The organism is Nocardia takedensis NBRC 100417 (genome assembly GCF_000308695.1).
Lineage (GTDB): Bacteria > Actinomycetota > Actinomycetes > Mycobacteriales > Mycobacteriaceae > Nocardia > Nocardia takedensis.
Genome location: NZ_BAGG01000061.1, coordinates 128,102 through 151,971 on the forward strand (window position 1 = coordinate 128,102; position 23,870 = coordinate 151,971).

9 protein-coding genes are annotated in these 23,870 nt (G+C 71.5%); 6 read left to right on the top strand and 3 right to left on the bottom strand.

What is annotated here, in order from left to right:
- Positions 1 to 19 precede the first annotated feature (19 nt).
- Complete coding sequence (locus tag ON30_RS12860; RefSeq protein ID WP_040706918.1) at positions 20 to 15,730, top strand: WXG100-like domain-containing protein; 15,711 nt, start codon at positions 20 to 22, stop codon at positions 15,728 to 15,730.
- A 38-nt stretch (positions 15,731 to 15,768) separates the two neighbouring features.
- Positions 15,769 to 16,065, top strand: a complete 297-nt coding sequence (locus tag ON30_RS12865; RefSeq protein WP_040706919.1) for a hypothetical protein — start codon at positions 15,769 to 15,771, stop codon at positions 16,063 to 16,065.
- Positions 16,066 to 16,068: 3 nt separating this feature from the next.
- Here the strand turns inward: ON30_RS12865 and ON30_RS12870 are convergent, their stop codons facing one another.
- Entirely contained in the window at positions 16,069 to 17,394 is a 1,326-nt protein-coding gene (locus ON30_RS12870) for a family 1 glycosylhydrolase (RefSeq protein WP_040706921.1), read from the bottom strand.
- A gap of 158 nt (positions 17,395 to 17,552) precedes the next feature.
- On the opposite strand from ON30_RS12870, the gene ON30_RS12875 reads away from it, so the two are divergent.
- Positions 17,553 to 18,182, top strand: a complete 630-nt coding sequence (locus tag ON30_RS12875; RefSeq protein ID WP_040706923.1) for a class I SAM-dependent methyltransferase — start codon at positions 17,553 to 17,555, stop codon at positions 18,180 to 18,182.
- 1 nt (position 18,183) lies between these two features.
- Here ON30_RS12875 and ON30_RS12880 read toward each other — a convergent pair whose 3' ends face one another.
- Positions 18,184 to 18,756 (bottom strand): 3'-5' exonuclease, encoded by a 573-nt coding sequence (locus ON30_RS12880; protein WP_040706925.1) that lies wholly within the window; start codon positions 18,754 to 18,756, stop codon positions 18,184 to 18,186.
- A gap of 60 nt (positions 18,757 to 18,816) precedes the next feature.
- A complete protein-coding gene (locus ON30_RS12885; RefSeq protein WP_040706927.1) occupies positions 18,817 to 19,293 on the bottom strand; it encodes a hypothetical protein in 477 nt (158 codons plus the stop codon).
- Between the two features lie 337 nt (positions 19,294 to 19,630).
- Between ON30_RS12885 and ON30_RS12890 the strand changes: the two genes are divergently transcribed.
- The 3 genes from ON30_RS12890 to ON30_RS12900 all read left to right on the top strand — a co-directional run bounded on the left by ON30_RS12890 (position 19,631) and on the right by ON30_RS12900 (position 23,869).
- Positions 19,631 to 22,333, top strand: coding sequence for a hypothetical protein (locus ON30_RS12890; protein ID WP_157183712.1), 2,703 nt, complete (start codon positions 19,631 to 19,633; stop codon positions 22,331 to 22,333).
- A gap of 83 nt (positions 22,334 to 22,416) precedes the next feature.
- Entirely contained in the window at positions 22,417 to 23,475 is a 1,059-nt protein-coding gene (locus ON30_RS12895; protein ID WP_040706930.1) for an LLM class flavin-dependent oxidoreductase, read from the top strand.
- A gap of 64 nt (positions 23,476 to 23,539) precedes the next feature.
- On the top strand, positions 23,540 to 23,869 hold the full coding sequence (locus ON30_RS12900; RefSeq protein ID WP_040707084.1) for a plasmid stabilization protein: 330 nt from the start codon (positions 23,540 to 23,542) through the stop codon (positions 23,867 to 23,869).
- Position 23,870: the final 1 nt, after the last annotated feature.

Below are 23,870 nucleotides of genomic sequence, written 5' to 3' on the forward strand. Positions count from 1 at the left end.
CGCTCCGAGGTAGCCGCGCATGGCTGAGTTACCCGGGTATCTGCTCTGGCTGGAATGGGTGGCGGGCTCCGACTGGCCCGAAGGCGATCCCGACGGCATGTGGGGCGTGGCCGAGGACTGGCACACCGCCGCCGCCGGATTGCGCGAGATCCTCGCCGACATCGACGCCGCCAAGATCGCCTCGCTGGCCGCCTATTCCGACGGCGTGGGCTCCGAGGAGACCGCCAAGCTGTTCGACGAACTGCGCTCCGGTGACCAATCCCTGGCCAAACTCGCCGAAGTCTTCGACAGCGTCGCCGACGGCGCGCACAGTGTCGGCACCGAGATCGAGTACGCGCAATTGATGATGATCACGTCGCTGGCGCTGCTGGCGGCCGAGATCGCCGCGGTGTGGCTGTTCCCGCCCACCGCTCCCGCCGCGACCGCCGCCGCGATCGGCTTCACCCGGATCGGCATCCGAATCCTGGCCCAGCGCTTGATGAACAAGATCATCCAGTGGATCGCCAAGTTCCTGGGACAGAAGATCGCGACGTTCATCGTCCGTCACCTCGCCATCGACACGCTCATCGGCACGATGCAGGACTACGGCATCCAGCAGTACCAGGTGGCGGCGGGCAACCGCGACAACGTCAACTGGGAGCAGATCGCCGTGACCGCCGTCAGTTCGGCGGCGGGCGCGGGCGCGGCGAGTCCGTTCGGCGACTGGCTCGGCAACAAACTCGGCCACGAGATGAGTCCGTGGCTGCGCGGCACGATCACCGGCGGGTCCGCCGGACTGGTCGGCGCGGGCGCGGGATTCGGCGGCAGCGTGGCCACCCAGTTCGGTTTCGACTGGGCCACCGACGGCTGGGACGCCGCCGTCGAGAACGCCAAGAACACCGATTTCGATTGGCGCATGCTGACCGCGGGCGTGTCCAACGGCGCGCTGTCCGGCTACAACCGGTCGGTCGCCGACTCGTTCTACCGCTCCCGGCATCCGGACCTGTTCCCCGCACCCGAAATCGACGACCCCCGAATCGGATTGCGACCACCGGGATTCGAGCCCGGTCAGGGTCCGCTGGGAGCCGATCCGCTCTCGGACGGATCGCTGGGCGGCGGGCGCGACGGCGACGGTCCGCTGCTCGATCTCGGACCCGAGGGGGATCCCGCTCCGGGCGTCGGACCGGCGTCCGCCGACCCGGGGTCGGGCGAGTCCGGGCCGCGCGCGGGCATCCCCGGCGAGAGCGACACCGCTACACGGGTGTCGGACGAGCCCGCCGGACTGGCGGGGCCGCGCCAGGATCACGTCGGGGCCGGCGAACCGCTCGACGCCGGCACGCAGCAGGAGGCCGCCGGGTCGCCGCGAGACGGGGGAGACGCCCAGCACGGGGGTTCGAAGCACGAGGAGGCGGGTCCGCAACAGGACGGCGCGGGAACCACCCGGGACGGCGAGAGTTCCGAGTCGTCCGAGGACGGAACGCAACCGCGCGCCGACCAACCCGAGGGCGGTGCGGACGGGCAGAGCGAGACCCGGCCCGCGCGAGAGAGTCACACCGACCCGGATACGTCGGCGGACCGGCCCGACGGTGCGCAGAACGCGGAATCCGACACCCACGCCCGACCGGACGAGGCGAAGGAGTCGAACACCGCTGCCGCACAGCGGGATTCGCAAGCGGGGGACACCGCGACGCGTCCCGTCGAGGGCGACACCCGGGCGGGCGACTCCACTGGGCGCGTCGACTCGCACTCGGAACCGACGGCCGGTGCGCCCGCCGCCGCGCCCCATACCGGCGCGACGCCTGGCGGAGGTCCCCAGGCATCCTCCGGGTCGACCACCACGCACGCGGCAACGCCGGCCCAGGGCGGCGACACACGCACGGCCGCGCCGACCGGGGCGAGCGAACAACGTCCGCAGACCGGTCAGCCCACCGATTCGCGTCGACTCACACTGCCGCAGAACGAATCCCGCGCGGGAATCGCGGATCGACCGGCGGGCGCGCCCCCGCGTGGCGGGGCACTGCGGGCGGGTCTGGCCGACTCGGCGGCCACGCGATTGCCCGTGACAGACGGCTCCCAGGCCCAGACCCGCCCCGAACAGGGGGCGCAGCACCGGGATTCGGACAGCGCCCGATCCCGCGACACCAACGCCGCGCGTCCCCGTGACACCGACGCCGTTCGTCCCCGTGACACCGATACCGGGCAGCCGCGCGACACCGCCCGTCCCCGGGGTGCCGACACCGCGCAACCGCGCGACAACGCTGCGGAACAACGCCGCGAATCCGACTCCTCGCGAACGGAATCCGAGGCGCAGGTGGATGCGTTGCTCGCAGTCCCGCCACCGCCGCCGGTGGACGCCGCATCGCACCCGAACCACCGCGCCGGTCCCAGGACCGACGTGACCCGCCCGGACACCGACGCTCCCCGCGCGGACGAGACGACGCGCACCCGCGAGGACCCACCGCGCGTCGACCCCGCCAACCGGGGCGAATGCGCCCCGATGGCCCTCGACCAGATCAGCCGCGACACCAACAGTCCCGTCATCCGGGTGCCGGACCCGGTCGGCCCGGTCGGCATGTCGCGTTCGGAGGTCGAAGCCGCCGCGGGCGCGCCCCTGCGCGACTACACCGCACGACCGGGCGAACCCCGTCACCAACCCATCGCCGACGCCCTGCTCGCGCGCGGCGAAGTAGGCGCGTCCGCGCTCGTGGTCGACGAATACGCCGGTCCGGCGGGCGAATACGGTGTCGGCGCGCACGCCTACGTCTTCACCGTCCGCGCTCATCCCGACGGCGGCCGGTACGTGGAGGTCTCCGATCCGAGCGTCGGCGTCATCGAAGGTTTCCCGCCGAGCGTTCCGCGCGAACTCAACCGGGTCTCCGCCGTCCTCTACGACAGCGCGGGCATCCCGTTCCGTCCCGAGACCACCGGTCCGCGTTCCCTGCTCGACGGCCACAACGTCGGCGACGCCGAGGAACCCGGCACGCGACCGGACCCGGCGGACGCCGATCCCGCCGCGGACACGGCGCCGATCAGGGACGAATGGTCCGATCTCACACCGGCCGAGGTCGGCCGGGAACTGGCCGACCGGACCGGGTTGGAGACCTTCGGCTTCGACCTGCCCGGCATCGACCCCGACGCCGCCCGCGAATACGCGCGCGCCGTGGTCGACATGCGCCGCGCCTTCCCCGGCGTCGACCTGCGCCGAGTGGGCATCGGCGATCTGAACGGCACCGTCGCGGGCCGCGCGTACTCCGAGATCGACCCGGCCACCGGACGCCTGCGCACCGACAGGATCGTGCTCAGCACCCGCGACATGTCCGATCCGGCGAACTTCCGCGAACGCCTCGCCGCGAACGTCGAGCGCGGCAATTTCGGCGAATTCGTCCTGGACCGCCCGATCCACAGCCTGTTCGTGCACGAGTACGGCCACGCGATCGACGCCACCGGCCAGCACGACGCGCGCTACGACCCCGACGGCGACCTGCTCCAGCACTATATGTCCACCGACCCGGCGGGCACCGTCGACGGCTACCGGGACTGGGTCCGTCAACTCGGCAACTACAGCTTCGACGGCAACGGCCACCTGCGCCCCAACGAAGCGCTCGCCGAAGCCTTCCGCGAGGTCTACCTGCGCGGTCCCGACGCCAGTCCGCCCGCGCGCCTGCTCAACGATCTGCTGCTCGACGCCGCGCGCAACCAGACCGGCGACCCGTCCGGATGGCCGGTGCATCCGTCGCCCGACGCGCACGCGGCCCCCGACCGATCGCCCGCGGAAACGGTTCGCCCGACTCGCGATCCGGTCGCGTCCGACGGTTCGTCCACGCGTAGGGACGGCACGGACTCCGACCCGGCGCGAAACGACGACAGCGATGTTCCCGCGGACCCGCCCGCCGACGGCGTTCAGGATCATTCGGGCCCCCCGGTGGACGGTTGGTCGCAGATGGACGCCGCGGAGATCCAGCACACCTTGGAGCAGCGGCACGGCCTCGAGGTGGTCGGGTTCGACAATCCGCGTGTCGACGTCGACGCGCTGCGTGAGTTCGCCCGGGCCATCGACGAACGGCTGAACCGGTTCCCGCAGATCCATCTCGACAGCGTGCGCGTCGAACCGATGGCGGACGGGAGGTTCGCGCGGGCGATCTCGCATCGCAGTTCGACGGACGGCAGGCCCGCCTACACCGAGTCGATCACCCTCAACGAGCGGTTGGCGACCGATCCGGCGCTGCTGCGGCGCTCGATCGCGTTGAACATCGAGGACGGGCATTTCGCGCCGCACTACGCCGACCGTCCGGTCTACAACCTGATCGTGCACGAGGTCGGACACGCCCTGGACACCTCGGGTTCCGCGTTGACCCGGTTCCGGGTCGAAGCGGATCTGCTCCGCTACTACACGCGGACCCACGACGACCCCACCCCGGACGGCTATCACGCGTGGCTCGAGCAATTGCCGGGCCTGTGTTTCGACGCGCGCGGCGCGCTGAATCCGATCGAGGCGCTGCCGGAGGGTTTCGCCGACGTCGAACGCAACGGCGAGAACGCCTCGCCCCCGTCGAAGGTGCTCAACGCCGCACTGCTGGACGCCGTCCAGCGCTACGGCACACCGCGCCCGGACCTGTCGGACTCGCCGCGCACCGATCGCGACGATATGGCGCTCGATCCGCCAGGCCCGCCGCGCACGGACGACGAGGGCGCCGCGCCGGATCGGCCCGCGCCGCGCACCGACGGCGTGGCGCTCGACCCATCGACCGCGCCGCGCACGGAAAGCGACAGCACTGCGCTGGACCGACCGGACGCGCCGCGCACCGATCACGATGACATGGCGTTGGATCCGCCGGATGAACCGCGCACCGAGGCGGACTCCGGTGGCGGCGGGGAGGAACCGCCGCGTCGTCCGCCGTCGCCCGCCCCGGACGAGGAGCCTCCGCGACTGCCGGGCGAACGCTCGGAGTGGTTCCACCGCATGCAGATCGACCAGGCGGACTGGGAAGCGCGGATGGCGGCCGAGCACGCGCGGTGGCTGCGCGCCGAGGCCGACCGTCCGCTGCCGGAACATCCGCTGCCGGGTGACGAATTGCGACGGTTCACCGCTCGCGTGCGCGCCGACAACGCCGAGATGGACGCGCGCCTGGCAGCCGATCGCGCGCAGTGGCTGCGCGAGTTGGCCGGGCAACCCACGACGGCTCCGCGCCCTGAAATCGATCCCGCGCCTGCGGAATCCACCGACAGCGTGCGCCCCGACGGTCCCGACGAGTGGTTCGAGCGGATGCGCTTGGAGCAGGCGGAGTGGGAAGCACGGATGGACGCTGAACGCGCCGCCTGGCTGCGCGGCCTGTCCGATCAGGACCCCGACGATTTCCCCGCTCGCATCCGCGCCGAACTCGCCGAGTGGGAGGCTCGCATCGGCGCGGAGCGCGTGCAGTGGCTGCGGCAGATCTCCGGCCTCTCCGAGACCACCCCGCCCCGTACGGACGGCGACGACCCGACCGCGGTGTCGGACGGACCGCCCCTGGGTACCGACGGCGGCGACCCACCCACCGTGCCGGACCGCCGGCCTGTCGCCGCGGACGACACCACCACGGCGCCGAACCGCCCGATCCTCGACACCACCCAACCCTCCGAGACCGAAACTGGCGAGACCACAGACGATTCCGGCCGAAACACGCCCGATCGTCGCGCGACTCCGACGCCGGAGTCGACCCCGCGTTCGCGCGTCACCCCGGACCCCACCACCCGCCCGTTCGCGGAGCCGGAAACCCCGACGGTCACCGACCCGGCGCTGCGTGGATTCACCCACCCGCGCCCGGGCGAACTGGTCCCAACCGGCCCGCGCTCGGTGACCGACCCGGGCGGCGGCCCACCGCTCGATCCCGACGCGCCCACCGATCCTGACGCGAGCACCGATCCCGACGCGCCGACCGAGGGGAGCACCCACCCCGCGGACCCCGAGGCGGCGACCCGTCCGGACCCGATGGCCGACATCGAGACGTTCCTGACCCGCCACGCCGAGAACGCGACTCCCGTCGTCCGCACCGAGGCCGAGCAGGCGCACGCGCGGCGGTTGGCCGAAGCGCTCGGTCTGGATCGGGTCCTGGCCGAGCACCCGGACCCGCTCGGCGCGCTGCGCGAACTGGCCGAGATGGCCCGCGCGCGTGGCTTCCTCGGCGATTTCGCGACCGGCGAACCGCCGCGGCCGATGCGTCACCCCGACGACTTCGCGCCGCTGGAAGAGGTCGACCGCGTCTACGGCGACGAACCGTATTGGCGTTCGGAGGCCAGTCAGCGGCATCTGGACGACATCGCGCAATACCTGCGGGACACCGATCAGACCGAGACGCCGACCCCGCGACCGCGCGCGGCGGACCCGGACGCGACCCGTCCCGCCGAACCCGCCACGACCGATCCGAGTCCGCGTCTGCGTTCGCTCGACGACGTCCGCGAAGAACTGCTGCGCCGCTTCGATCTCACCGAAACACAGGTGACCGACGAGAATCTCGCGCGCACCATCGCCGATCTGCGTTACCGGAACCTGTTGCGGGCGGGCGCGGTCGAGGCCCTTGCGGACGCGGTGGCGCGGCACGATCGCGCGACCGCCGACGAGGCCGATACCGCCGCCGCGGTCCGCGACGCGTGGGCTCGCCGTCTCGGCGTCGACCCGGCCGACCTGACCCCCGAATACCTGGCGGCGCTGCGTCGGTCGGTGCTGCGCGAGGCGAGTGACATCGCCGACCTTGCCGACGTGGTGCAGACGTTGCGACAGCCGCCCGCAGCGGGCGAGGAACGTCGGTACGTGGTCGACGTGGACGGCGAACGCGTGCCGGTGCGACTGGTGGCCGACGGTGACGGCGGATGGCGGGTCGAGATCCCGACGCGGGTCGACGCGCCCGCGGTGCGGTCGGACAGTCCGGCGCGTCCCGCGGAACCGGAACCCCGCAAATCGCTGCTGCGTCGGCTCTGGGAGGCGGTGCGGTCGGGGTACCAGGGCCACACGCCGAAATATCCGTCGGGTTCGGGACTCGACGGTCAGGGTCAGCAGGAGATCATCCATCTGGCCGGCCACATCTCCGGCAGCACCGTACTGTCCGAGTTCGGCGGCAATCCGGCGCGCATGGCCAAGGAAGCCGCGACGATGTGGAAACGTCGCGAACTCATCCCGTTCCTGCACCATCTCACCGGTCGCGTGGTCGACCGGGCGGGCGAATACGACGTTCCCCTGGACCGCGACGGCAACGAATACACCTATTGGCTCGATGAAGCCGATCCGGAGTCGGTGCGCCGGGAACTGGGCGTCGACCTCGCGGATCTGCGGCGCGACTACGCCGAGCAACAGCGGCGGCGCGCCGAGGAACCGACCGAAGAACGTCGCGAGGGCCCGGACCCCGGCGCCGACCTCGACACGCCGCCGACCAGGGAGTTGACCCGCACCGACACCGAGATGGCCGCCATGGTGCGGGAACTGAGCGACGCGCTGGACGTGCGCGCCGAACTCGGCGCCGCCCTGGAGGAGCACGCGCGCGCACTCGGCGTCGACGTCGCGGACATGTCGCCCGAACAGGTGCGGCACGCGGTCGAACTGCTGCGCTACCGACTGGCCCGGCGCATGGGCGCGCTGGTCGGCCTGGCCGAGGCCGCCGCCCGCTACAACGCCGAGGACGCGCGGATCCCCTACAGCGACGAAGTCGACTTCTTCGACACCGACCCGATGTCGCGTTTCCTCGCCGAAGTGGTGCGCGCCAACGACGGTCGCGGGGTGCTGTTCGACTGGCAGGGCGTGAACAACGGCGGCGAACCGCAGCGCGAGTGGGGCGACCTGGCCTACTCCGATCAGCCCGGCCGCGACCAGGGTGTGCGCGAATACTTCGAGAACGCGTTGCGCCGCGACCAGATCAAGGACGAACGCGCCGTCTGGGCGCAACTGCTCGGCGTCGACCTCGATGCTCTCGGATCGGCGACGTTGCGCGACACCGTCGCCGATCAACTCGCCCGCATCCGGCAGCAGGCCGCCGACCTCGCCGACTTCACCGCCGAGACCGAGAACTTCCTGCGCGCCGACAGTCAGGTGCGCGAACTCGCCGACGTGCTGTCGAGCCTGGCGCTGCACGACTGGATCCTGTCGCGCGGCGGCGCGATGCTGACCCCGCAGATCGGCTTGCTGGCAGGCGAGGACGGCGGACCGCGCCGGATGATCGTCATCGACGGCGCCGGCGAACACGATCGCGTGGTCGCCGAAGCGCTCGCCGCCAACGCGCGCCTCGCCGACGCCGTGAACGCGGGCACGGTGCGGGTCGAATACCGTTTGGCGGCGGTCGACGTCCGGGGCGCGCGGGTCCAGGGTTACGCGACCGTCCATCTGGTCGACGGTGGTTCCCCGGAGGTCCGGCACCTGCGGACCGAGGTCGACGGTCGCCCGGTCGAGGTGACGATGCTGCGCGATCCGGACGGTCCGTGGCGCGCGGTCCCGACACCGGAATCCGATGGTGGGACGCGGATTCCCGAGTCCGCGGATACCCGCACCGGCCGTACGGACGAGACGGGCGAAACCCGCACTCCCGAGGACCTGCGGCGAGCCCGCGACGCGGCCGCCCGCGAACTGGGCTTGGACGAGCGCGCATTGCGTTCACCGGAGGCGCTCGCCGAGGCCATCGCGCGCGCCCGCCACGAGAACGCGCTGCGCGCGGGCCGGATCGAAGCGATCATCGACTACGCGCGCACCGCGTGGGACATCGACGACTACAACTCGCTCACCGACGCCAGGAACGCGCTGGCCAACCGCCTCGGTGTCGACCTGCCCGACCTGACGCCACGTCGCCTCGCCGAGATCATCGCGGATACGAAGACCCGCAATTCGCGGCGTCTGCAGCAGGTCGAATCCCTGGTCAAGTACGCGAAACTGCTGCGCGGCCTCGACGGGCCCACCGCGCCGGGAGCCAAGCGAGCCGTCGACGCCGCCCGGGACCGGTTGGCACGCCGCCTCGGTGTCGACCCCGCCGACCTGTTCCCGATGAAACACACCAAGGACCTCAGCCGCTACCAGCCCGACCCCAACGGCCTGGACGCGAAGAAACTGCGCGCGATCATCGCGCGTCTGGTCGCCGACCCGACCCGGCGCGCCCAGGTCGCCGACGCACTCGCCGAATACGTCGCCGCACTGGAACGTGTCGACCCCTACGCGGGCGGCGACCGGACGCGCCCCATCGACCCGCGTGTGGCCGACGTGGAACTGCCGACCCACGACCGCGCCGTCGAACACCTGCTCGGTGTCCTCGATGACGTCGCCGAACTGGCCGACGCTCTCCCGGACCTGGGTCTGCTGGACGACGAATCGACCCCGCCCGGCCCCGACCGCGGCGCGAGCGCGGACTGGGCCGCGATCGTCGGCGTCGACCTCACCAACGCCGACGCCGCCCAGTGGGCCAAGATCTACGAGGTCTACCGCGACGGCAAGATCGACCAGCACGAACGCCTCACCCCCGCCCAACTGGCCGAGGTCCAAGCCCGCCTGCGCGACCAGATCCGCGCCCGCGCCGACGAACTCGCCGCCCTCGCCGACCTGGCGGACCGATACGAACGCGCCCTGAACCCCGAACCGACCCCCGAACGCGAATCCGGGCCCACCCCATCCGATCTGCCTCCGGCCGCCGGTCCCACCCGACCGGACCTTCCGCCGGGTTCAGGTTCGCCTCGGCCCGATCTGCCGCCGGCGTCCGGTCCCACTCGGCCCGATCTGCCTCCGGCCGCCGACCCCGGCTCACCCGGCGATCCGCCCGACTCCGATCCGCCCGCCGACGGTTCCCCGCAGCGTCCGGCCCCGCCCACGCGCCCCTCCGACGACGGCGGGGGCGCGGCGCGACTGCCCGAGACCGAGGAACCCGCCGCGCCGCGACGTGACGACTCGACGGTCGAGCCGACTCTCGGCGAGGAGTCGACCCGCATCGATTCGACCGATGAAAGCCGCGCCACTTCGACCAGTGAGGACCGCGCCACTTCGACCGATGAGGACCGCGCCACCTCGCCGGTGCCGATAGTCGATGGTCTTGCGGGCGACCGCGCGATGACATCTTCGGAACCCGTGGAAGGCGGTTCCGGCGATCGTGAACGTTCGGAGTCCGTTCCGCGCGGGCCGGTGGTCGATGGTCCCGCGGCCGAACGTGATGCGCCTGCGGATATCCCGGTCGACACCACCCCCACCCCGGTCGACTCGCCCGCACCGGAACCGCGGACCGACGGGGGAGCGAGCAACCCGCCGCACGATCCGCCGCGCACCGGTCTCCCCGCGCCCGAGCCGGAGGGCTGGCGACCGGATGGCCCGCCGCGACCGCACACCCCCGTGACCGACGAGTTCCGCGACGCGCTCCCGAACCTGCGGCAACGTATCGCCGACGCGGCGACCGCGCGCGCCGAGGCCGCCCGCGAGATCGCGGACCGCGCAGGCCGGATCGGCCTCGGCGTCGAAGGGCGCACGGCACAGGAGATCTCGCGCGCGCTGGACGACGCGATGCTGGCGGAGACCGCGCGAGTGGACGCGATGCGGGCCCGTCAGGATGTGCGCGGCCCGGAGATGGTGCGCTACTTCGCCGACCTGCGCGCCGCCGAGCAGCGTGTGGCCGACCTGAGCGAAGCGACTCGCCATCTGCGCACCCATGTGGGCGACTATTATCGCGCCCTCGCCGAGGAGAACACCGCGCGCGCCGAAGCGGGGGTGCTGGCGGCCCGCGACGTGCTCGCCGGCGAAGGCGCGCGCGTGGTCGCCGAAGGGGTCGGGGTGATCCCGGAGGACGGACGGGTCGTGGTGGCCTCGCCACTGGCCGACCCCGACCCGATCATGTCCGCCGATACCCGCGCGCGACTCGCCGAGCAGGGACTGCGCGTCGAATACCGTCAGGTGACGGTCGACGAGAACGGCGTCACGGTCACGACCCTGCTCCCACCCGAAGCCGGTGGCGCGTCCGCTGCGCGCACTCCCACCGCACCCGACTCCGATTCCTCCGGTGGCGTGCGCCCGCCCGTCACCGATCCCGCGATTACCTCTCGACCGACCGCCGCGGACCCGACGACGACCCCCGACCGGACCGCCACCCCGGACACCCCGTCGTCCATCGATCCGACCGCGAGCAGTCCCGATCCGCGAACGTCGGCCATCCCGGACACGCCGTCGCCTGCCGACCCGATCGCGAGCAGTCCCGATCCACGGGCGTCGGCCGCGATCGACACGGAGTCCGGCTCGACGCGTCCGGATTCCTCGACCGAGCGCATCTCCCCGGAGGCGCGGGCGGAAATCGACCGTCTGACCGCCGAACGTGACGCGGCGCTCGACCGCGCGGACGAGGCGCGCGCCGAACGCACCCGCCGCGCGGACCGCCTGCCCGTCGATCCGGACGTTGATCTGACCCGGGAGAACCTGGCCGAAACGCTGGATCGGTTGCGCGGTCGGACGATGCGCGTCGAGGAGATGCCCCGCAGGCACGCCGAGATCGATGCGCTCGAACACGCCGCCGAGGACGTCCTCGCCGCCGAGGACGAGGTGCGTGCGCTGGACGAGCGGATCGACGCCACCCGACTCGCGGCCACCCCGGAGGGCGTCTACGACGAGTTGGTCCGTCGCCGCGCCGCTCTGACCTCGGAACGCGAATTCTGGCGCGCCAAACGCGACACCCGGTTCGCGCGTTTCGACACGCGTTCGCTGCCCATGCGCGATCCGGCGCGGGCCCTGGCCCACGATCACCTGACCACGACGGTGGAACAGCTCAGCGCCACGCTGGTCGGCATACGCGACATCGCGGGTCTGGGGGACGAGACCGGCACGCAGACCCGCGAACTGGTCGGCGAGGCGGAGATCCGCGAGCGGTTGCGCCGGGTGTTCGAACTCCAGGAGGCGGCGGAACGGTTCAACGACGCCGATCAGGCGTTGGCCGAAGTGGATCAACGCCTGGCCGAACTGGCCGCGGCGGGTGTCGGACCGCACCGTCCGCCGGACCCGGACACGGTGGCCGAACTCGAGCGGCTGATCGGGGAACGCGCCGAGATCGCGGCGAACCGCGGCAAGTTCGCCGACGCCGATGCCGCCCTGACCGAACTGGACCGGCGCATCGAAGCGTTGCGCGCCGACCTCGCGACCCATCGCGCCGCGCCGACCGCCGAGATCGCGGCCGAACTCGACAGAATCGCCAGGGAGCGCGCCGACCGGGTGCTGGCGGTCAAACCGTGGCGCGTCATGCGCGACGACTTGGCCGCGCGCCTGCGCGTCGACCCGACCCGACTCGGGCCCGAGGATCTGGCCGACGCCATCGACGAAGCCGCGGGCCGAACGGTGCGCGCCGACCAGGTCGCCGACCGCGCGAGGCAACTGGCATCGCTGCGCGAGGCCGCCGAGCACGTCAACCGGGTGGACAACGAGATCGGTCGACTTCAGGACCGGATCGCCGAACTCGGCGGCGCCACCCGCGACCACCTCACCGAGCAGGGGGCGCGGCAGGTCACCGACCGGGTCGGGATCGTCGCGGGCGAACGTCCGCGGATCATCGTGCTCGCGCCGCGCGGCGAGCTCGCCCATCCGCGCGCCGACCACGACGCCGCGTTGGCCGACGCGCTGCGCCGCGACGGCGGTGTCGCCCAGGCGTTCATGCGGCCCGAGACGACCATCGAGTACCGCGCGCTGGTCGCCGACCGCACCGGTGTCGTGCGGGTGGAGGACCTTGCCCCGCCGCGGCGCGAAATCCTCGAAACCGGGTGGCGCGACGGCCGTCCCGGCGTCCAGTTGGTGCGCTGGCGCGACGGTGACGGGACGTGGCACCCGGTCGACCCGACCCGCCCCGACTGGCAGACCCACGGCGACCCGACGGTGACCGTGCCGAAGAAGTTCTCGCCGCGCGACCTTCCCGAAGGCGTCAGCGGGTGGGCGGTCGAACCGTTCCAGGCGTCCCTCGTCGACCCGTTCATCGACCATCCGCCCGGCGCGATCGATGAGGCGCTGCTGCCGCGCATTCCGGGCGGACAACCCGTCGACCCGGGCGTGCCGACCTTCGAGGCCCCCTTCGCCGGTGCTTTCTACCACACGATGCGCATAATTCTCGAGACCGCGAAACTGTCCGGCTTCACCTGGTTCAACGACAGTGCCGACCCCGGCCGGATCAAACCGGGTTTCAAGGGCCACCCGTTCTTCCGTGCACGCGCTGCCGAGGTGCAGCCGATGGCGCGCGAATGGGATGTGCGCGACGGCGTGCCCGATCGCGGCGATCTCGGCGAATGGTTCGTCCGCACGCAGCGCGCCGCCGAAGCGAACTGGGCGCGCGTGCAGGAATGGGCCGACGGCGAATACCGTCGCTTCCGCGCCGACGACTCCGACATCGACACCGTCCTCGACACGCTCGCCGAGCACCGCGCCGCCGACCGCGCCGACCAGGCCCGCGACCTGGTGGACCGCGTCGCCCGGCAACTCGCCGAACGCGGCGACGTCGACGTGCCCGGCCTGACCGACCTGCTCACCGGTCACCTGCGGGACGAACGGCCCGGCGATGCCGAACAACTGATCACCGACCTACGCGACATCCTGCGCGAACAGACCGGCGTCGTGGACCGTGCCGAACTCGCGCGCCCCGTCGCCGACCAACTCGCCGACACCGCGCCCGAATTCACCCGTGACGAGATCGAACAGATCAAGAACCACCTCATGCGCGACGAGATGCTCGTCCGCGATCCCCGCGACGGCGTCCTGGTCCGCAGGCCCCTCGACGCGGTCGCCGACGTCGCCGAAGCGTGGAACCGCCTCGTCGCGGGCAACCCCTTGCCCGAGGACATCCTCATGCTGCGTGACGGTCTCGCCGAATCGGAGTACCTGCGCGCCAACCCCACCGCCACCTGGCGCGACGCCAACCAGCACGTCATCATGAACGGCCTGGACTGGAACGCCCACCGCCCGCCCCTCACCGACTGGCGCGCGGGCATCCCCTACGCCCCCGCGCCCGTCACCCGCGACACCGGCCTCCCGCCCCGCGTCCTCGAACCCGGAGCGGGTGAACTCGCGGCGGGTGAGCCGTCGTCGGGTCACACCGAGACCACGCCCGACGCGGGTCTCGAACGGGACGCCCTACCGGAACATGCCTCGGGCGACTCCGTTCCGGAGCTGGAGGGTGGTGCCGACGCACCGTCGGCTCGACATCGCTCGTCCGAGACAACCGAGAATGTTTCGCCCGAGCCCGAATCACGCACCGCCGCAGACGACTCCGAAGGGCTCGAATCCGCATCGCCTGCCGACCCGCATCGCGTGCCGCCCGTGCACGCCGTGCCATCCGCCGACGATGCCGAGGGGGCGGGCGTCCCCGACGGGCGAGTTCCGCGCCCCGAAGGCGGAACCGGACTACCGACCGACGGCCCGACAACCGATGCCGGCGACGATTCGGAGACCACGTCGAGTTCCGAATCGGGCGGCAGACCGGATCGGACCGCCGACGCGGACGCGACCGACACCGATGCGACAACCAGGCGTCGGAACCCCGATTCGCGCGCGGACGACGAATCCGACGGCGACGAATCCGACGGAGGAGTTCCCCCGCGCGACCTCTCGTCCGCCGAGGGCGACCGCTCCCGCTCATACCTGCCGGGTTCATCGCTGCGGTCGCACATCCCGCATCCGCCCAAGCACTACGACTTCGAGATGCCCGATTCCCCGGACATCGAGGCCCGCGACCCCCAGGTGTGGATACCACCGAACCTTCCCGAGGATCCGCCGCCGCCCCCGACCCGACCCGACCCGCCGCGTCCGCCCGAGCCGACGACTCCGGGGCCGGGTCCGCGCGCACCGCAGACGCCACCGGCGATGCCGCAGGCTCCGGCCACCCCGCAACCGCCGCGCCCGCCGACGATTCCGGACATCCCGGAGCCGACCGAACCGGCGACCGAGCCCGAGCCGACCGAACCGGAGCCACCCGCACAGCCCGCCTGCCCGGACCCGACCGAACCGCCGTGCGCGCCCGAACCCCCGCAGATCCCGGGACAGCCGGACTGCCCCGATGTGCCGGGTGGTTCTGGGGTGCCGGGGTGGCCGGATGTGCCGGGGATTCCTTCGGTGCCGGCGGGACCGGAGCAGCCCGGGTCCGGTTCGGGGGAGCGGCCCGGAGGTCCGGGACCGACGGTGCCGGGCTTCAGGACTCCGGTGCTGCCCGACGACGGGGACCGCGCGCCCGACTTCTTCCGGGGATTCGACGCGCCGCGCGCGGCGTCGCCCGCCGCGACGACGCCCGCCCAGGTGACGGACGGGAACGGACATGGCGGTGTGCCCGCGATGCCGCCGATGGCCGCCGCCCCGTCACGCGGCGCGGGATCGGATCGGCGGACCCGGCGGGACGGCGGTGCGCACCGGGACGAGCGACGCGACGTTGCGACGATTCTGGTGCGCTCCGACTCCGGGGAACTCGCGGAGTTCGACATCGACGAGGGCGGACTGCGGGAGATCGGGTTCGCCGTGGGGCCGGTCCAGGGCGTGTTCGGCGCACTGGGTGAGGTCACGACGGTCTTCTATCGCGCGCCCGGCGGTGGGCTGTGGCTGCGGGTCGGCGACCAGGTGGTCGATCTCGAGGACCGGTTCGTGGACGTGGAGTGGTCCTTGACGGGCCGGGCGTGCCGCTTCATGGTGCGGGTCGGGGACACCGTCGTCTGCGATCTCGGGTACGCCGCCACGTCCGCCGAGACCGATCTCGGTCTGCTGATCCGTGACGTGCTGACCGACCCGGACCGTCGGACCTGGATCTTCACCCGGTGACACCGGACGCGACAATGAACGGACAGTGAGGAGGAACCGTGCGCTTGGATCAACCGTCCGACGAGGAACTGCGGGCCAACTTCGAGGAGTTGCTGGCCTCGGTGCGCGGCGGGGGCGGCCTCTATTCCGAGAGCGGCCTCGACATGGAGACCGAGGAGACGCTGTGGGCGATCGCCCGCGCCCACCCGAACGTCCCGGACAGCCTGGTCGAAGCGGCGCGCGCGGAATTCGCCCGCCAACTCGACGGCTCGCACGCGGCCGCCAGGGAAGCGGAGATCGCCCGCAAGATCGCGGAGATCAACCGGCGCAAGGCGGCCGAGCGCGGCGAGTGGTGAGTTCTAGCGCGGCACGGTGACCGGGTCGGCGCAACTGGCGACGGCGTCCACGAACGAACAGGCCGCCGGCGCCCGGGTGGGCCGGTAGTCCGGCGCGACGCCGCCCGCGCGGGTGATCGCGGTGTAGGCGGCGACCGCGTCGGTGGGGGTGCGGGTGAGTGTCGGATCGGTCAGCACGTCGACGGTGTAGAGGCCGAAACGCGGGGTGTAGGAACCCCATTCGTAGTTGTCGGTGATGCTCCAATAGTTGTAGCCGATGACGTCGATGCCGTCGGCTTTGGCGCGTTGCAGCCAGTAGACGGTGTCGCGCAGATTGTCGGCCCGGGTGTAGCCGTCGGCGCGGGGCCGCCCGTTCTCGGTGGGCATGCCGTTCTCGACGATGTAGAGCGGTTTGCCCGGGTACAGCCGCGCGTAGTGCGCCAACGCGTAGTAGATGCCCTCCGATTGCAAGGGGTTCTTCCACAGGTCGGTGAAGTCGTAGCCGGAGGTGAGGGAGTCGGGGGACAGGCCGTAGTAGTAGTCGATCCCGATGTAGTCGAGCCGGTCGGCGATCCGGGAGACCAGCGTCGCCCCGTTCACGACGTCTTCGGCGGCGGGGATGTAGGCCACGTTGCTGGTGACCATGGCTCCCGGCTGAACGGCGTGGATGTGGTCGTAGATCGCGTTGTGCGCCTGCGCGATCCGGTCGAACATGGCGGGTACGGCGGTCGGCGCGATCCCGCCGTGCCTGGTCTCGTTGAGGACGTAGACGGCGGGCTCGTTGAAAGTGACCCACAGCGGGTCGACGGCGGCGTAGCGGTCGACCACCCGGCGCGCGTTGGCGGTCCAGTCCGCGACGATGTCGGGCGAGGCCCAGCCGCCGCGGTCGACCTCCCAGCCGGGGTAGACCCAATGGTCCAGCGTCAGCATCGGGCGCATGCCCGCGGCGCGGATGGCCGCGATCAGGTCGTCGTAGAAGCGGAAGCCGTTCTCGTCCCACACGCCGGGGGCGGGTTGCAGCCGCGCCCATTCGATGCCGACGCGGTAGACGCGCACGCCGAGGTCGGCGGCGAGGGCGATGTCGGAGCGGTAGCGGGTGTAGAAGTCGACGGTGTTCAGGTACGGGTCGGTGGTCTTGCCCTGGGCGACGTAGCGCGACCAGTTGCTGTCGGGCGCGTGTCCTTCCGACTGGTATCCCGACGCGGCCACGCCCCACAGGAAGTCCGAGCCCAGGGGCGCGACCCGCGCGGGCGGTTCGGGGCGGGCCTGGACGGGTGTGCCGAAGAGCACCAGCGCGGCGGTGGCGGCGGCGAGCGCGGCGAGGGCACGGCGACGGGTCGGTGATCGCATCGAACTCCTGTTCCGAGGGTGATCGGCGCGGACGGTGGATGCCGGGCCGGGAGGACCACGCAGACAGCGTACTGATCAGTCGTCCATTTCGGTGCGGGTCCACGCCTGTCGACACGGCGCGTCTAGGGTGGGCGACGACGAGCGGACAGGAGGCCGGGATGAGCGCACGCGATCCGCGCGAGCGGGTGCCGAGTCGGTGGGAGGAGATCACCGCCGCCGACCCCGCGCATTCCACGAGGTTCGTCGCGCGCTTCCGTGATCTGGCCGCGCGGGGACAGGACGTGGTGGGCGAGGCCCGTTTGGTCGACGCGATGCTGCACCGGGGCGCGCGGGTACTCGACGCGGGCTGCGGCGGCGGCCGGATCGGCGGCCACCTGCACGCGGCGGGGCACACGGTGGTCGGCGTCGACGTCGACCCGGTCCTGATCGACGCCGCCCGCGAGGATCATCCCGGACCCTTGTGGCTGGTGGGCGATCTGGCCGAGCTCGATCTGCCTGCGCGCGGGGTGCGGGCGGATTTCGACGTCGTCGTCGCGGCGGGCAATGTCATGCCCTTCCTCGCCCCGGCCACCCGGGTCGCCGCGCTCAGCGCCATCGCACGGCACCTCGCGCCGGACGGACGCGCCGTGCTCGGCTTCGGCGCGGGCCGCGACTACGGGTTCGACGAATTCCTCGCCGACACCGAAACCGCCGGACTCACCGCGGATCTGCTCTTGTCGAGTTGGGATCTGCGGCCGTTCACCGCCGACGCGGATTTCCTCGTCGCGGTGCTCTCCGCGCGCGCCTGACTCAGCCGGTGTGGGTGACCCGCCACGCGTCGCGCTCGAGGATGTCCAGGACCAGCGCGCCGATGTTCCACGCGTCGTCGGCGCCGCTGTGGTGCCTGCCCTCGAGCGGCAGACCCGCCGTGACCAGCGCCTGGGCCATTCCCGGTCGCCGACGGAGTCCGCGGGTCTCGGCGAACACCTGTTTGGCGTTGGTGTGGCGGTGGCCGAAAGGATAGGTGGTGGCCGTCTGCTCGCACTGGCGGCGGAACTGCTTGCGGTCGTAGTCACCCCAGCTCGCCCACGGCCGCGACCCCGCCCGGTGCTCGACCGCCAGCAGGCGGCACGCCTCGGCGAAGGTGACCCCGGAATCCACCTCGGCCTGGGTGAGTCCGGTGAGTTCGGTGCAGAACGGGCTCACGGTGGAGCGCGCGGGCCGGACCAGGAGGCGATGTCTGGCCAGGCGTGTGCGAGCGGCCGGATCCACCACGGTCAAGCCGATCTCGATGATCTCGTGGACTTGGCTGGGCGGAGCCTGCCCCGCCCAGCACGTGGCCTCCACGTCGACCACGTTCAGCAGGTCCGGTTCGTCGTTCACGGCACGAGGGTACGGCGCGAAGTCGCACTCCCTCGAATGAATTTCGGCGCGCGGCGGCGCTCATCGACGTGGTTGCCGCTGGAGTCGGGCGGCCGCGACCCAGCGCGCGGTCGAGGGCAGCGCGCTCAGGATGATCATCGCGACGGACGCCAGGACCAGCGCCGCGGCCCAGGGATTCGGTTCCTGACCGAAGAGGAGGACGCCGATCGGCACGGTCAGGACCGCGCCGAGGATGACCAGGACTCGTCCGGCGGTCAGGCGCAGGAACAGCAGCGCCGCGCCGAGCAGATACAGCAACGCCAACAGTGCGCAGAGCACGGCGACGATCCCGCCGAGGATCACGATGACCGGACCCAGATCGGGGAGGCCGTCGGTATCGGTCGGTTCGTCGGTGGAGACGTCGGCGACGATCAGCGCGGCGATGACCGCCAGGACTGCCGAGGCGACGCCGCTGAGCGCCGCCAGCACCGCCGCCGCGATCGCACCCGCCCCGTCCGCCACGAAGTAGCCGCGCGGTGGAGTCGGTTGGTCCGGCACCCCTCGATAGTCCACATCGCCCCCTGTTCGCCCGTGTTCCTCGGAGCCTAAACGCGGGGACCGACAGTCCGCGGTGCGGGTCGCGTGCCGGTCACCGCGGCACGTGTCGCCTCGGCGGTGGCTGTCCTCCCTCTCGCGGAGCGACCGGAAATGTGTATCGTGCGTGCCGACAGGGGTATGACCAACTGTCGGCAGCGGCGCTCGGGGGCGAGCGAGGCGGTCGGGGTGCGGAAAGCGGCGCGGGTCGCCGATCCCTTTCGGCACGACGGCTATCTGTGCGCGGGGTGGTCGATTCGACGGCTTCTCGCGCACCTCGGGGGTGAACAGGGAGGCCACGATGACCGAGAACGTGACGGCGGCAGCCGGTGCGGTGACGGCGAGCGGAGCGAGGGGGTGCGGTGGCCCGGAAGTGGAACTGCGCATCCACGGGGTGAGCGGCACACCGCCGGAGTCGACGCTGCGGTGTCGGCACGCGGTGCAGGTCGCGGGCGACGACAAGGGCCGGATCTACTACCCGGCGGACGAACTCGGCAATCCGTTGGACGCGGACGGTGCTCCACTGACCCTCGGAGACACCCCGCCGACCGCCGCCGATTCGGGGACACCGCCGGACGAAGGACGGCCCGCGCGGCCCACGTCCACCCGGGTCCTCGAGGCTTACCACTGGGGCGGATACACCGCGGGGAGCTGGATCCAGGGGCTGTGGTTGGTGCTCATCCCCTTCGGTTTCCTCAATTCCGCCCAGTTCATGCTGCCGAGGCCGCGCGAGGGGGACTGGCTCGGCACGGTGGCGCACGCCGTGTGCGGCGCGATGCTGCGGTTGATCAGCCTGTGCATGACCGGTGTGTTCACCTTCACGCTGGCCTACATCCTGGGTGATCTGCTGGCGTGGCAGAAGTTCCCGGAGTGGATCGACGATCTGCGCGGGCGCACGTGGGAGCCCTTCGAATGGCTCCCGGTCCTGTATCGCAACGAATTCTGCGTCGCCGTCGCGCTGGCGATCGCCTTCTTCCTGATCTTCCTGCTGAGCAGACTCGCGAAGCAGGGGGCGACCCGCGCGGGTGACCCGAAGCGCTTGGCGCCGCCCGCGGAGGTGGGCGAATCCCTGTTGCAGCAGCGCGGTTTCCTGGGCGGCGACCACACGACCCCGATACTGCGCAACCTGCACCTGGCCTTCGCCGCCTTGGTGATCGCCGTCATCGCCGACCGCCTGTCGGGGTGGAATCAGGTGCTCGAATACGTCACCGAGGGCGCGCTCGGAGTCGTCGTCCTCGTCGTGGTCGTGTTGGGCGACCCGGAGCGGTCGGCGGCGCTGGACGAGGGTGATCGCTGGTTGACCAAGCGGCTCTGGACGGTCCTGCACCGGCTCTCGGGTCCGATCCGACTCGGCACGATCGGGCTCCTGGCGGTGGCGCTCTGGGGGCTGTCCACCTCGGACGTTCCCGACCAGGCGACGCGCCTCGAACGCTTCGACGGCACCGCGGTGTCACTGCTGGCCTACAGTCTGCTCGGACTGCCGGCCTTCCTCGCTGCCATCGCGCTGCTGGCTTGGCGTACGTGGCCGGACAAGGGCGTGCGTCCCGAGGGCTCCGACGGGCAAGGGGCCGAACGGGTTCCGGACGCGTTCCGTCCCTACGCGTACGGGACCACGGCCTACTGGGTGGCTTCCGCCGGGTTCTTCCTCGGGTTGGGCTTCTCGGCCGCCGCCGCCGAGGGCGCCGCCCAGTTGCTGCGCACGTCCGAGAAATCGGCGATCCTCGTGCGGATCTCCAACGCCTGGGGCATCACCGTCCTGCTCGCGGCCGTCCTGGCGCTGGTGCTGGCCGTCCTGTTCGGCGTTCGGGCGAAGGCGCGCGCGGCCTACGTGCGGGATCTGTATTACCCCGGCGCGCAGAACGATACGGATCCCGCGTCCACAGCGGCCTTCCGCATACCGCAACGATGGCTGGACAACGCGGTGGGCGCGGTGGGCATGGCGCGCCAGAAGAACTGCCTCCCGCCCATCTTGGTGCTCTTCGGCGTCGTCGCCCTGCTGCTGACCGTCGCCGCCGGGCACGACATGATCGGCATCCAGAACATCTGGCGGCACTTGGTGATCGGGGAGGACCGCACCGACGGCGTGCTGCCGGGCCGGCTGGGCTGGGCGAGCCGGGAAGCCGACCCCGCGCAGTTCAACGCGGTGATCTGGATCGGGACCTGGACGCTGGTGGTGCTCGCGGGCCGACTGGTCATGCTCGGGCGCGGCGCGGTGACGGGCAAGAGTGACCGACGGTTGGCCAACACCATCTGGGACGTGTTCTGCTTCTGGCCGCATTCGGCGCACCCGTTCGCGCCGCCGCCGTATTCGACCTACGTCGTCCTCGATATCCGCGATCGGATCCGCTATCACCTGACCGACCCGCAGTTGTGCGCGCCCGCGCCGGGCAGTCACCGCCGCCGCATCCTCATCGTCGGGCACAGTCAGGGCAGCCTGATCGCCTTCGCGGCGCTGCTGTGGCTGAGTCCGGCGGAACGACGCCACGTCGCGTTGCTGACCTGCGGTTCGCAGTTGCAGATCATCTTCTCGCGCGCCTTCCCCGGCTATGTCAACTATCCGACGATCAAGGCCCTGTTCGACGGTGCGGAAGGGCTCGGGCGCAAGTGGGTGAATCTGTACCGGGACACCGACCCGATCGCCGGTCCGGTGCTGTCCTGGATACCGGGGCCGGTGGGCTCCTGGCGCGACGCGGAAGCCCGGAAGTGGTACCACCACATCGCCGACCCGGAGCGATCCTTCGCGCGGGCCGAGGCCCGGACAGGTCCGGGAAATCGGCGGCGTGAGCGCGGCAACGACTGGCTGCTGCTCGATCCGACTCCGGTGCGCAACCGACACACCGAGGACCCGCCCGTGGAGGGCCTCCAGGACGGCGCGATCGAGAAACTCCGAGGCCATTCGGACTTCGCTTCGGACCTGTCGTGGGCCGAGGCGGTCCATTTCCTGCGCTGCGAACCGCCGACACCGCCCGAACCCCGAGAACCGGCGGTATCGGCCGCCGGTTGAATTCCGGCTGATCGCAACCCTGTTCACCCGCACGCGGAAGGGATTGGATTCGAGATCGGCATCCCCGGTCGAGAGGAGTTCCCATGGCGGGTCCGACGAGCGAACTCCGGATTCGAAGTCTGGCGTTCCTGACCCCGGGCAACTATCCCGACGACGATCCGGCGGTCGGGCTCGAGGACACGCTGCGGCTGTTCGAGTTCGGCGAGCGCCTCGGCTTCGACGGTGCGTGGATCCGGCAGCGGCATCTCGAGCACGGGGTGGGGTCGGCGGCGGTCTTCCTGGCCGCCGCGGCGCAGCGCACCACGCGCATCGAATTGGGGACAGCCGTGATCCCGATCGGATACGAGAGCCCGTTCCGGCTGGCCGAGGACCTGTCGATGGCCGATGTGCTCTCGGGCGGACGGTTGCAGCCCGGATTCAGCGCGGGCACGCCGCCGCACGCCGACCTGATCGGCGACCGGGTCTTCGACGGGCAGTGGCGCGAGTTCGATCTGTCCTACGGGCGCATCGAGCGGCTGATCGAGAATCTGCGCGGCGATTTCCTCGGCGACGAAGACACGGTGATCCAGTCGCCGGGCAATACGCAGCGTCCGCGGTTGCAACCGTACGCGCCGGGGTTGGTAAATCGGCTCTGGTACGGCGGGGGCAGTCTGCGTTCGGTGGAGTGGGCGGGGCGCAACGGGTTGAATCTGCTCAGCGGCAATATCGTCACCGGTGAAAGCAGCGACGATTTCGGTGCTAGTCAAGTGGGCCTGATCGAACGCTATCGCGGGGCGCTGCCCGCGGATCGGCCGTCCCGGGTGGCGGTCGGCCGGGTCGTCGTGCCGTTCGACAGTGCCGACGCCGCGACCCGCGAACGGTATCGCCGCTACGCCGCGAGCCGGTACGAGCGGACCCTCGCGCCGCAGGGGGAGCGTCGCGTGCTGTTCGCGCCGGATCTGGTCGGCACCGCCGAGGAGATCCTGGAGCGCCTGCACGCCGACCCGGTGTTGCGGCACACGGCCGAACTGCGCCTGGAACTGCCCTACGAGTTCGACCGGGGTGACTACGAGCAGATCCTGCACGACACCGCGACGCTGATCGGTCCCGCGCTCGGCTGGCGTCCGGCCACGCGGAATCCGGCGGTCGGCGCGCCGGGCTGAGCGGCGGCGACCACGCTGTTTCGCTCGGTGACGCCGGGTATTCGTCGGTCAGGAGGTGATCTACATGCCGAAGGAATGGACCGGAAAACAGGAACGGCAGTACGAGCACATCAAGGATTCGGCCGAGGGGCGCGGTGAGTCGCCGCGCCGGGCGAAGGAGATGGCGGCGCGCACGGTCAACAAGAACCGCGCGCAGGCCGGGCAGACGAGGACCGCGAGCCGATCCTCGACCCACGATGTGTCGCCGCAGCATCGCGGCGGGAAACGGTCCGGTACGAAGGGGCCCAAGGGGCTGACGCGCGATCAGCTCTACAACGAGGCCAAGAAACGCAATATCGATGGCCGCTCGAAGATGTCGAAAGCGCAGTTGGCGCACGCGCTCGGCCGCGACTGAC